Here is a 12795-nt window from a genome sequence, read left to right as displayed (position 1 = left end):
TTATTATAGGTACAAATATAGCCTAATTATATCGAATTTCTTGATGGGGAAATCTTCAACTTTTGTTAATTCTTCTAATGATTTAAAGCCATCCCTGAGTGTTCGTTCTTCGATAATATTGTTGGCAATTTCGTAATCGACGTATTGAATTGTCACCAACTGATCCCGAGACGCTGTGTTAAGATTTAATTGCTTAATTGCTTTCGGCGTTTTTACGGTAAAATCATTCTTGATACGTTCAATAACTTCGGGTGAAAGACCGTAGATCTCTGATAACTGAACCTCTGCTACAAATCCGCCTACTTTATTTCGATACTTGATGATCCGTTCTGATAATTTCTCGCCTACACCATAAACTTTCTTTAGCTGGTCTACAGTGGCAATATTCAAATCTATCTTTTGGTCATAGGATTTGGGTTTACTATTATTTGAATAGGAATTATTATATAAATTATTTTTTGGTATTGGATTGGTCACCCAATCAGGAAACTTAAAAAACGGTGAAATTGTTGATAGAAATGAATCTGATACTTTTGTGACCTTTTGAAAATCCTTGGCAGAATTAACCCATAGATTCCTTTCTCTAAACTTGTGAAGCCTATCAATTTCTTCATTTGACATACCTAATGTATAACCTTTATAATCTGTTATGTAATTTGGATTAAAAGGATATATTTTTGGTTTGGAATTTTCTAGCTCCACTAATTTGAGTGAATCGAGTTCAGATCTAAATTTTTCTAATTCTGTTGAAATGGGAATCGCTTCATTTTCCGAAAAATCAACAAAAATATAAAAACACTGAGCTATGACTATTATGGCTAGCAATAAAAAAATCCCACTCCGTTGTTTGTTAGAAAACTGGAAATGGGATTTCATTATAAATTTATATAACTTTTACAAAATATCGTTCAAATCTTTAGCACCTTCTTCAATAGCATTTTCCTTTACGTGAATTGCCTTGTAGTACTTTTTAAGTTCTCTTTTTATAATTGGTGAAAGTATAACGACACCAATTATATTTGGAACTACCATTGCAAATATCATGGCATCCGAGAAGTCGATTACTGCACCTAAACTAATTGATGCACCAACAACTACGAAGAATAAAAATAAAATTTTATAAACTAAGTCAGTCACTTTCCCTTTACCAAAAAGGAATACCCAACCTTGCATACCATAATAAGACCATGAAATCATAGTTGAAAATGCAAATAAAATTACCGCAACGGTAAGAACAATAGAAAAATGTGGAATTACAGAATCAAATGCCGTCGCTGTTATTTCAACACCTTCTGTGATTTCAACACCATATTCCATAAATGAACCATCAAAATTTGTAATTACGATTACTAACGCTGTCATTGTACATATAACTACCGTATCTACAAATGGTTCTAAAAGTGCAACAATACCTTCTGAAGCAGGATATTTTGTTCTTACCGCAGAGTGTGCAATTGCTGCAGAACCTACACCTGCCTCATTAGAAAAGGCTCCTCTTCTAATACCCTGAATCATTACACCAACAAGTCCACCTGCAATTCCTAATCCGGAAAAAGCTCCTTCGAAAATTAGCATAAATGCGTCATCGATTAATGTGAAATTAGCTCCTAGAATAATTAATGCTGCTAATACGTATATACCAGCCATAAATGGAACTATTTTTTCCGTAACCTTAGCAATACGCTTAATACCACCAATAATAACAATTGCAACCAATACAGCCATTACTAAACCAAAATACAGACCAGCATTAGATGTCGATTCTAAATCAAAAAGTTTTACAAACTGTGCTGCGGCTTGGTTGGCTTGAAACATGTTTCCACCACCAAATGAACCACCGATTACAAATATGGCGAACAAAACAGCCAACACTTTACCAAAGCCACCCATTCCTTTTGATTTGAGCCCTTTGGTTAAGTAATACATTGGTCCTCCATAAACGGTACCATCTTCGCCAACATCTCTATATTTTACACCGAGTGTACATTCTGCAAATTTTGATGCCATTCCTAAAAGTCCAGCCAAAATCATCCAAAAAGTTGCACCTGGCCCACCTATTGACAATGCAACGGCAACACCTGCAATATTACCTAAACCAACAGTTGCAGATAATGCCGCCGTTAATGCTTGAAAGTGTGAAACCTCCCCATCTGCGCTCTCATCTCTAATGGTCTCGATAACATCATCATCTTCGTTAGAGGTGCTATCACCATATAATGTATCTGCTGCTGGCTCATCTTCTCCTGCAATTTTCGCTGCCAATTCCGGGCTCATTTCTTCATCTCCATAAAGCTTAGCCGCTCCATGTTTTTCAATATCTTCGTATTGACCTCTAACTACCTTAATAGCAGTTCTAAAACCAGTAACATTAATAAATTTAAAGTAAAATGTAAAGAATAAGGCACCGCCAACCAAAACAATGAGCACCCAAGGAATTCTATAAGTGTCCGAAAATGGAATTTCATAAAAAATACCATCAACAAACCAACTTGTATAATCTTTAAATATTCTGTCTATTTTTTCAGATGTTGTTTCTTGGGCAAAATTTAATAAGGGCAATAAAAGTGCAAAAATCGATAGAAGAGATTTCTTCATGAGTTTAGTTATTTGTTAGTTTATCTTAGGTAATTATTATAAAGGTTGACAAGATGCTAAAAAAAAACGAATTTTTAAAGCATCACCTGTTAAAAACGATTTACGCCTGTACAATCTTATATTCAGAATTAAGGGCTTGTATTTGCTCTGGACGACCCAATACTATTATTTTTGAACCTTTTACCAATTTTGTACTCGCCTCAGGATTAACAATATATTCGCCATTGCTATCCTTGAAGCCAATAACCGTGCAGCCAGTTTTTTGCCTCAAGTCCAAATCTCGAATGGTCAATTCCTTTTCTGCATTGTAGAGTTGCTCGGCTCTTACCTCTTCAATATTGATATTTCGTTTACCTACAATTCCCAAATTATCTATAAATTCTACCAAATCCGGAATAACCACCAGTGATGCCATATGATCTCCTCCTATACGGTCTGGCAAAATCACATTGTTAGCTCCTGCTAGTTTCAATTTGTTATACGAAGTTTCTTGTGAAGCTCTACTGATAATGGTCAAATCTTGCTTCATCTGTCTTGCTGAGAGTACAATGAATAAATTATCCGAATCTTTTGGCAATGCACAGATTAAAGCACTAGCTCGTTTAATTCCTGCTTCTATAAGCACATCATCTTCATTTGCATTTCCGTGAACGAAATTAATATCATCGTCTTCACGGAACTTATCAATCAACTCCTTATTACGCTCCACGATGACGAAAGGCTTTTTATAGGCCAGCAACTTCTTTGCTGCCTGCTTTCCGTTTCTACCATAACCACAAATAATCGTGTGGTTGGTCATAGCATCAATTCTCTTTTGCATTCTACGTTGTTTTATATCTTCAAAATTATTTCTGCTTAAAATATATTCGGTAATAATGGAAATCGCATAACCGACAATAACTACACTAGTAAGAATCAAAAATATAGTGAATATCTTTGCGTTCACATCCAACGGGTTCACTTCGGCATAACCAACTGTGGTTATAGTTATAACCGTCATGTAAAGTGAGTCTATCCACTCATAATCTCCAATAAACCTAAATCCAAGCACACCTACACAGAGTAGTAACAATAATAATATCAGTGCAGTGTAAATTTTTGACCGAAATAATTTTAATAAGGGATTATTCATATACTACAAATCAAAAACAGAAGAACGTTTAGTGTAAATGATATCTTTAATTCGCATCCAAAAGGCCAAAAACAAATATAGCGCAAACCCGAAACCTACAGTTACAAATGTGAGGTACATAAAAGAGGTTCTAACAATTTTTGCACGTATGCCCAAACGATCTGCTATACGCTGACATACGTAATAACCGCGTTTTTGAAAGTACAACAATAGCTCGTAAAACCAATTCATGCCTGCAATTTACTTAATTTTTGACTACTAAACTATTACCAACAGCACATTGCAAACACTTATTTTTATCACAATAATCCGCTTTAAGTTGAATCAAAGCTTGCGAACTCAATGCTGTTTTTTCTATAGATTTTAAATCCTGAAATTTTGAAACAACGCTGTTATTTTCAATTTTGAGCTGTTTAATAAGATTGAAAATATCATCTTCGGCCGATTTACCTTGTGACTTAGCATAGCTGAATTTAATTGGAATGATGGTATTAATTAGTAACAAATCCACAAAAGATTTCGTCAGCATTTTTTTGGCAACTTTAGAAACTTTGCCAAATGTATAATGAGTCATCCAAAATTGCGTTGTGCCTATTTTGAACAACTCGTAAAAATCGTCAACACTATTTAAATTTAAAATTTTTGAAAATAGCTGAGGCTCTTTTGTATATAAATTAGCAAATTGCGACAAACGAATAGTCGGAAAATTTGGCGGTCTCAACCTAAAGAATTGTAACGGCGCAACGCCTTGATTATTTAAATTGAACTTTTGATTCAAAAAATTATATTCACGCTGTAATTCCTTAAAATAAGCATCTTCAACTTCATCAACCAATAGACCAGATTGCCCAAACAATAGAGCTTCCATCTGTATAACATTCCTTTGAACCTTTCTAACCACGGAAAAATCAATAGAATTGGCCAAACTAAAAAAAGAAGGACCATTTACTTTTAGTCCAAAATTCTTTAACAACATTTTAAACAGGACCGCTTCCCAATTATTGTTTGAAGCTTTGAGCAAAACTGAAATTTCATTCGACTTTCGTTCTAAACGCTCTATATACAATCGTTCTAACCAATTGCTGAGCAGAAAATCATTCACTTTCGGAAAATCCTTTTCACAATTAATCCAAAGTTTGGAATGCATCAATTGCTGATAATTATTTAATAAATCTATATCAACATATCGTTTTAGTTCCAAAGTGGGAATTTGAGAATTATCTTTTCTAAATATTTCGGAATCATGCTCCCAAACCACATGAAGTATTACATTATCATAAGCTGAATCTGTTTCATGATTGTGCAGATACCAATCTGATGATTTTATATGAATTTCTACGTTTCCAGCCCAAAGTTGCCCATCAATAACAATCTGTGAATTAAAAAAATCTGGACCTGCGTTGAAATTGTGCTGACCTAAGTTCTTAACACTTACAGTTTCAGTTTTTGTAGTTGTCAGGCTTGAAGTATCAAACTTGCCGAGTTTCCAGATGTAGTGAAGAAAATCTTCTTGCATGGTTCTAAAATAGAAAATCCTGATGAATAATCAGGATTAAATTTATATTGGCAGAAGTTGATACTTTTATTTTCTCAAAATCAAACTCGAGAAATTAGCTATTCAATATATCCTTTTTCTCTCATCCATTCATTGTTAAACATTTTACCCACATAACGACTTCCATGGTCATGGAATAAAACGACCACAACATCCTCAGGTTTAAAATGCTCCTTCAACTGAAGCACACCTTTTATAGCAGCACCTGCAGAGTTACCTAAAAACATACCTTCTTCCTTTGCAAGTTTCTGTGTGTACACCGCTGCATCTTTATCTGTCACTTTAGTAAAACCGTCGATGATTTTAAAATTTACGTTTTCTGGTAAGATATCCTCACCAATGCCTTCTGTAACGTAGGGATAAATTTCATTTTCGTCAAAAATTCCCGTTTCGTGGTATTTTTTAAATACTGAACCGTAGGTATCTACTCCCCAAATTTTTACATTCGGGTTTTGTTCTTTTAAATATTTTCCTACTCCAGAAATCGTTCCACCAGTTCCTACTCCTACTACAAAATGTGTAACTCTACCATCGGTTTGTTTCCATATTTCGGGACCTGTAGATTCATAATGGGCTTTGGTATTACTAAGATTATCATATTGATTAACATACCAAGAGTTAGGTGTTTCTTCGCCCAGCCTTTTGGATACTGAATAATAACTGCGCGGATCGGTTGGCTCAACGTCTGTAGGACAAACCACTACCTCGGCACCTACAGCCCGTAAAATATCCATTTTTTCTTTGGATTGTTTATCGCTTATCACAAAGATACTTTTGTAGCCTTTAACAATAGCTGCCAACGCCAAGCCCATTCCTGTGTTTCCAGATGTACCTTCAATGATTGTTCCGCCTGGTTTTAATCTGCCATCAGCTTCGGCATCTTCAATCATCTTTAATGCCATACGATCCTTAACTGAATTACCTGGATTAAATGTTTCGTATTTAGCGAGTACCAAACATGGTAAATCCTCAACAAGTTTGTTCATTTTTACCATTGGCGTGTTGCCGATTGTACCTAGTATGTTTTCTGCGTAGTCCATTTTTGTATTTTGAAGTTGCAAAGTTACGGTAAATGATATGTTTTTGAAAAACAGAAATCATTAATGTTTTGTTATTATATAGTGTTATTGCATAGACAGCATAGCAAACTTCTTTTTTCTAGTTTTAATTCATAAAAATGATTCTTTATGGTTCACTTAGACAAATCTAGCGTAACTTCAAGAAAAGAGATATTAATCAAAACGAATAGCCTTAACCGGTGAAATTTTTGAAATAATCACAGAAGGAATCAATAACATTAGAAGACAGGCAATAAAGGTACCAACATTGAGCAATAAGATATAATCCCAACTGAGATAAACAGGAGCTTCACTAACGTAATAGGTGTCTGGATTTAGAGGAAAAAGTTTGAAGTGTTTTTGAATAAGCAACAAACCTAAACCGATAATGTTTCCGAAAAGTAATCCTAGCCCAATTAAGTAAGAAGCGTTGTATAAAAACACTTTTCTTATCGTCCAATTAGAACTGCCTAGAGCTTTTAAGATTCCGATCATTTGTGTGCGTTCTAAGATAAGTACGAGCAAAGCCGTAATCATATTAATGCCAGCTACTATAATCATAATGGCAATGATGCCGTAAGTATTATTATCAAAGATTTTTATCCATTCAAAAACCTGATAGAATTTTTTGGTGACCGGTCTAGCATTCATGAGCGAAGGTACTTCCTTATAGACCTCTTCTGTTATTGTTTCAAGCTGAGAATAATCGTCAATGAATACCTCAAAACTGCCTACTTGGTCGTCTTCCCATCGATTCAATTTTTGGACGTGGCGTAAATCTACAATACAAAATTTTTCATCCAGTTCCTGAAAACCAGAATTGTAAATACCCACGATTTTAAAATTTCTGATACGCGGTAGCTTATTAAAATTTTCACCAAATAAAGTCTGAAATGTATCACCCACATTAAAACCCAATCGATTGGCCAAATAACTGGAAATAAGAATTTCCTCGTTGCGCTGCCCTGTATAATCGGGCAATCTGCCTTCCACCAAAAATTCTTCAAAATAATCCCAATTGTAATCTGCACCCACACCCTTAAAGACCACACCTTCAAAATCCGTTTCCGTTCTGATGACTCCAAATTTTGTGGCAACAGCCTGAATGTGTTTCACACCTTCTACAGAGTTAAAATCGGGATAAAACTCTTGATTTATGGAAAGTGGCACTTGGGATTCGTCCGAAGCATTGGTATCGAAGTTTGTGATTTCAATATGGCCATTGAATGCCACAACCTTATCTCTTATTTTTTGTTGAAGTCCAAAACCCGTGGCAATTGCAATGAGCATCACGATGATACCAATAGCAATCGCTGCGATACCAATTTTAATTATTGGTGCCGAAACACTACTTTTATACGCTTTAGTGCCAATTATACGTTTGGCTATAAACAACTCAAAATTCAAACTTCTTATATGCGTTTTAAGGTTTTCAAAAATACAGTTTTATTATTTGTCTTGGTAGCTATTTCTTGCGCCTCTAAGACTAAAAATGATGCTTCGTCCAATGACGAGATTCTGAAACAAATTCATGAAGAAGATGCGATTCTACTAGGTGCAAATCGGACAGAAATTTATTTGCCGATTTTGAAAGATAAACGGATTGGTGTTGTGGCGAACCAAACCTCAGTTATATTCAGAGATAAATCAGAAATTAGTGAAAAGGGAAAAGAAGAAAGGCTTTATACACACTTAGTAGATTCTCTATTGAAATTAAATATTGAAATAAAGAAAGTATTCTCACCTGAGCATGGCTTTAGAGGCACGGCTGATGCTGGTGAAGATGTAAAAGATGGTGTTGACACCAAAACGCAATTACCTATTTTTTCGTTGCACGGAAAAAATAAAAAACCGACAGATGTTCAGCTAGAAGATTTGGACATCATGGTTTTTGATATACAGGATGTTGGCGTTCGTTTTTACACCTATATTTCAACTTTACATTATGTAATGGAAGCCTGTGCGGAAAATAATATTCCACTACTTATTTTAGACCGTCCAAATCCTAATGGTAATTATGTTGATGGCCCAGTATTGGAGAATGAACATTCCAGCTTTTTGGGCATGCATCCAATACCTTTAGTTCATGGTATGACGATTGGCGAATATGCCCAAATGATCAATGGAGAATCTTGGTTGAACGATGGTATTAAATGCGAAATCACAATTATAGAAATGGAAAATTATACACATGAAAGTAATTATAGTTTGCCGATAAGACCCTCACCCAATTTACCCAACGACCAATCTATATTGCTATATCCAAGTCTGGGTCTGTTTGAAGGGACCAACATCAATGCTGGTCGCGGTACAGAATTTCAATTTCAGCGCTATGGCGCACCTTTTTTGAATAAAAATCATTATTCCTTTAGCTATACTCCACAGCCTAATTTTGGGTCTAAATATCCCAAACATAATAATGAAGTTTGCTATGGAGTAGATTTATCTGATGTAAAAGCCGAAAGGCAATTCACACTAAAATACGTGATGGACGCATACAATAATGCCATAGACAAATCCAAGGTGTTTAATAAGGCTAACTTTACAACTCATGCCGGAACTGCAAAATTGCAACAGCAAATTGAAGCAGGATTGAGTGAAGCTGAAATTAGAGCGACTTGGCAAACCGATTTGGATAAATACAGAAAATTACGTCAGTCTTATCTGCTTTACAAATAGCTGTTATTTCTGGATATGTTGAATGACAATCTTATTCTTTATTTCTTAAAGTCGTCGCAACCTTAGGCTCAGAAACACCATCTTTTTCAGTTGTAATTGAAATTGGGTGTTGAGCAAATTCCTTTAAAATATGAATCACAAAAACGATACGTAATGGCGATTGCACCGCAACGAGGACATGCTTCCCTTTTTTTAGTTTATTTAAAGGTAATTTGTATGATTTATCGTCAATGTAAGCATCAAGTGTTCTCTCGTCACTTTTATTCACCGAATAGAGGTAGTTGATTTTTTTATCACTCTGAAGAATGAGTGTATCTTTGGTCTTATTTAATTTATGGATAAGTCCTTTGGCTTGAATATTCCTGTTCCTGTCTAGTCTAGCGTAATTTTCTTGCGCTTGTAACGTAAAACTCAATAAAAAAAGAAGCACCGCAATAATGCAAATGCGAATAAAATTTTTCAATGGTATGTGACTATTAAGTTAAAAAACTCAACAGCAATTAATCAATCCTTGTTAAACATAATTTGTTTTTGTTTGAATTAAACAAGAATATCCACCAACTACACAAAAAATAGAAGAACGGCAAAATTGTTAATAAAATTGTTGAAAACTTTACTTATACAGAATAGCAATGAGTCTATCAGGATAGTCCGTTATGATTCCGTCAACATTCAACCGTAACATTTCAATCATATCCTGTTCGTCGTTGACGGTCCAAGGTATAATCTTGAATCCTTTGTTATGATATTTCTGAATCAATTCTGAAGTTAACAGCTTAAAGTAAGGACTTATTATTTCGGGTTTAAAAGAAAGTTGCTCTAGTTTTTCTGAGATATTTTCACTTTCATCTACTAACAACGCTACTGGCATTTGGGGAGATTGTTTTTTGATCTCCTCTAAAATGTTGATGTCAAACGATTGCAAATTTACCCGCTCAAACATGTCATCTTTATTGATTTCATCCAAAACCAATTTTACATATTCTTGGGGTTGTGGTGTAAAAACGCCGTAATAGTCTGGTTCGGATTTTATTTCAATATTAAAGTTGACCTTAGAATTTTCACTCTTTGCTAAATTGAAAACTTCTGATAATAATGGTTTGTAAACCTCTAGCTTTTCCTGGTCTGGAAATCGTGGGTGAAATCTATTACCACAGTCATATTGTTTGATGTCTTCATAATTCAGCTTATAAAGATTTATTTTTTCTTCGGAATCACTTATCTGACTGCCATCTGGTTTTAAGCAAATGACAGGATTCATATAAGGTTCGTGAGTAACCACAATTTGTTTATCCTTAGAAATTGCAATATCCAGTTCTAAGGTTGTAACACCCAATTCAATCGCTTTTTCAAATGCGGGCAATGAATTCTCTGGCATTAAACCACGACTACCACGATGACCTTGGATATCTAATTCTTTTGATGTGTTGCAACTCATAATTAGGATAACAAATAGCAAAAGGAAGCTATTTTTTAACTTCAGCAGAAAGTGTTGGTTTTTCATAAGCTTGAAATGGTTGCTTTAATAAATCCGAAATGTTACTGTTCTTCTTTTCGTCTGGAAAGACATCGACTCCATAAACCAAATCCTCGCGCTCCATGTACATGTAAGTGCCAAACATACGATCCCAAATACTGAAAATATTACCATAGTTAGAATCTGTATACGGTAGTCTGTAATGGTGATGAATTTTGTGCATATCTGGTGAAACCAGAACATAACTTATGGCTTTGTCTACAGCTTTTGGTAATTTAATATTAGCATGAGTTAATTGGGTAAAAATAACTGAAAGTGATTGATACAAGAACACCAAAGCTATTGGCGTACCTACTATAAGCACTCCTAGCATAGTAAACGTAAAACGCACAACACTTTCCAAAGGATGGTGCCTGTTTCCTGTGGTTGTATCTACGTTATGGTCTGTATGATGTACCAAATGTACCATCCACAAAGGCTTTACTTTGTGCTCAACATAATGGGCTAAATAAGCTCCAAAAAAGTCCAACAATAAAACACCTATTAGAGCATATAACCATAATGGCATTGTTGGTAACCAGTTAATAATTCCAAAGTCATTTTCCTTCACCCAATCTGATGTTCCTAGCAATAAGAATGCTAGCCCGAAATTTACTAAAATGGTCGTTAACGTAAAGAAAAAATTAGGGATGGCATGTTTCCATTTTTTGTACTTAAACCTGAATAACGGCAAACCACCTTCAAGCAGCCAAAAGAATGTAATACCACCAACAAGCAACAAACTTCTATGAAGTGTTGGTATCGTTTCAAAATATTCTATAATAGCTTCCAAAATCTATTTATTAATGTTGACCAAAAGTTCCGATTTCTTCAAATTTACTAAAGAAACTTTAGAAACCCACAATTGCGCATCTTCCTCTTTGTCTAATATTTTATATGCGGTGAAATATAAAAATGCAACAAAAGATAGATTAACCTCATGAATTTCCTCGTTATCAATCCGGTTTAATTGACGAATTACTTTTCGAGGATTACTAAGTATTAAATGCTGTTGAATTTCTAACAGATCCGCACGTTGTTTCAATTTATTTTGGTCTTCTGGCGTTTCGGTTATTGCGAATTCTTTAGCTTCATCGATATAAATATCGGCAAGGTTTACCAATTCCGGTCGTAATTCTGTTTTGGCAAATATGGCATATTCCAAATATTTTTCGGCCAAATAATAAGCTGAATAAAAATTCTTATCCTTTCTATAATTTCTTAGTTCTGTGTTTAATCTTGAAGTGTCTAAATAATATTTTTGAATTAGTTCACTAATATTCAAGTAATCCCCAAACACCGTTTTTACATTAAGAATATTTCCGTTAACATCCATTATTTTAATGGAATCGTCATTAAATTTTTCGATATAATTCTGACTTCGTCTACCCTTTATTTCAAGGTACAAATCTTCATACCTATCTTCATTAACAATAACAGGAATAAAATTTTTCCAGATAAGTGGACTTACAACTTCGTCAGTAAACAGATTGGGAATTAAAATGCGATTTCCTTGTTGATTTTCGACAATTACAGGATAAGGATATAGTGTAGCTTCCTCCCATACCATAAGGACCATTTTATTCTGTACAAGAGCTAAATCTTGGGCAATTGGCAAAGAGGTCATCCATGGTTGTGCCTTACAAAAATGCGAAGTGATTATTATAAATGTAATGTATAATAAAGTCTTTTTCATTAGCTTTTTTAATGGTAATGTATCAAAAATTATTCCTAATTTTCTTTAAAGGTTAATTCGCTTTTTCATTTCCTCAACAATGTTGAAGGCTGCAGGGCAAATAGCGACGTTTTTTAAAGTTAAGTTAGAAATTTGCTGAAATTTCTTTCGGTCGGTATGTGGAAATTCTCGGCATGCTTTTGGTCTTACGTCATATATTGAACAATAATTGTCTGTTCCTAAAAAGGTACACGGGACGGATTGCAATACATAGTCCTTGTCCTCATCCAATCTCAAATAGGCCTCGATAAATTGCTGCTCTTTCATTTTAAAGTGTTTTGCAATTCTAGAAATATCCTTATCTGTAAATAGCGGCCCAGTAGTTTTACAGCAATTGGCGCATTCCAAACAGTCGGTACGCTCAAATTCGGCTTCATGCAATTCTTGCATTAAATAATCGAGTTGCTTTGGCGGTTTCTTTTTAAGCTTCGCAAAAAAGGTTTTGTTCTCCTTATGCTTATCTTTGGCGTGCTTTGGAAGGTTGTTGATTTGGTCTTGCATGATGTAAAAATAATCATTAAAATG

Annotated in this window: 13 protein-coding genes; 1 reads left to right on the top strand and 12 read right to left on the bottom strand. The window is 34.6% G+C overall.

Features of this window, described 5'->3' with window-relative positions:
• Positions 1-3: 3 nt before the first annotated feature.
• From HM983_RS03705 to HM983_RS03675, 7 genes are all read right to left on the bottom strand, one after another.
• Entirely contained in the window at positions 4-876 is an 873-nt protein-coding gene (locus HM983_RS03705; RefSeq protein ID WP_179344042.1) for a ComEA family DNA-binding protein, read from the bottom strand.
• An 18-nt stretch (positions 877-894) separates the two neighbouring features.
• Positions 895-2595 carry an alanine/glycine:cation symporter family protein gene (locus HM983_RS03700; protein ID WP_179344041.1) on the bottom strand — a complete coding sequence of 567 codons (1701 nt, stop codon included), beginning with the start codon at positions 2593-2595 and terminating at the stop codon, positions 895-897.
• Positions 2596-2695: 100 nt separating this feature from the next.
• The gene (locus HM983_RS03695) at positions 2696-3727 is read right to left on the bottom strand and encodes a potassium channel family protein (RefSeq protein ID WP_179344040.1); all 1032 of its coding nucleotides are present in this window, start codon (positions 3725-3727) and stop codon (positions 2696-2698) included.
• Positions 3728-3730: 3 nt separating this feature from the next.
• Positions 3731-3958 carry a PspC domain-containing protein gene (locus tag HM983_RS03690; RefSeq protein WP_179344039.1) on the bottom strand — a complete coding sequence of 76 codons (228 nt, stop codon included), beginning with the start codon at positions 3956-3958 and terminating at the stop codon, positions 3731-3733.
• Between the two features lie 13 nt (positions 3959-3971).
• Positions 3972-5243 carry a DUF2851 family protein gene (locus HM983_RS03685; RefSeq protein ID WP_179344038.1) on the bottom strand — a complete coding sequence of 424 codons (1272 nt, stop codon included), beginning with the start codon at positions 5241-5243 and terminating at the stop codon, positions 3972-3974.
• Between the two features lie 98 nt (positions 5244-5341).
• A complete protein-coding gene (locus HM983_RS03680; RefSeq protein WP_179344037.1) occupies positions 5342-6322 on the bottom strand; it encodes a PLP-dependent cysteine synthase family protein in 981 nt (326 codons plus the stop codon).
• A 192-nt stretch (positions 6323-6514) separates the two neighbouring features.
• Positions 6515-7747, bottom strand: coding sequence for an ABC transporter permease (locus HM983_RS03675; RefSeq protein WP_179344036.1), 1233 nt, complete (start codon positions 7745-7747; stop codon positions 6515-6517).
• Between the two features lie 9 nt (positions 7748-7756).
• Between HM983_RS03675 and HM983_RS03670 the strand changes: the two genes are divergently transcribed.
• Positions 7757-9019 (top strand): exo-beta-N-acetylmuramidase NamZ family protein, encoded by a 1263-nt coding sequence (locus HM983_RS03670; protein ID WP_179344035.1) that lies wholly within the window; start codon positions 7757-7759, stop codon positions 9017-9019.
• A 31-nt stretch (positions 9020-9050) separates the two neighbouring features.
• Here HM983_RS03670 and HM983_RS03665 read toward each other — a convergent pair whose 3' ends face one another.
• The 5 genes from HM983_RS03665 to HM983_RS03645 form a co-directional block, all read right to left on the bottom strand.
• Positions 9051-9482, bottom strand: coding sequence for a hypothetical protein (locus HM983_RS03665; protein ID WP_179344034.1), 432 nt, complete (start codon positions 9480-9482; stop codon positions 9051-9053).
• A 150-nt stretch (positions 9483-9632) separates the two neighbouring features.
• Positions 9633-10457: a glycerophosphodiester phosphodiesterase gene (locus tag HM983_RS03660; RefSeq protein WP_179344033.1), complete on the bottom strand. Its 825-nt coding sequence runs from the start codon at positions 10455-10457 to the stop codon at positions 9633-9635.
• 28 nt (positions 10458-10485) lie between these two features.
• Positions 10486-11328: a sterol desaturase family protein gene (locus tag HM983_RS03655; RefSeq protein WP_179344032.1), complete on the bottom strand. Its 843-nt coding sequence runs from the start codon at positions 11326-11328 to the stop codon at positions 10486-10488.
• A gap of 3 nt (positions 11329-11331) precedes the next feature.
• Entirely contained in the window at positions 11332-12231 is a 900-nt protein-coding gene (locus tag HM983_RS03650; protein WP_179344031.1) for a hypothetical protein, read from the bottom strand.
• Between the two features lie 45 nt (positions 12232-12276).
• Positions 12277-12771, bottom strand: coding sequence for a YkgJ family cysteine cluster protein (locus tag HM983_RS03645; protein WP_179344087.1), 495 nt, complete (start codon positions 12769-12771; stop codon positions 12277-12279).
• Positions 12772-12795 lie beyond the last annotated feature (24 nt).

Source organism: Winogradskyella ursingii (assembly GCF_013403975.1).
Classification (GTDB): Bacteria; Bacteroidota; Bacteroidia; order Flavobacteriales; family Flavobacteriaceae; genus Winogradskyella; species Winogradskyella ursingii.
Note: the sequence above shows the minus strand (reverse complement) of the source record. Positions and strands in the feature narration are given on the sequence as shown.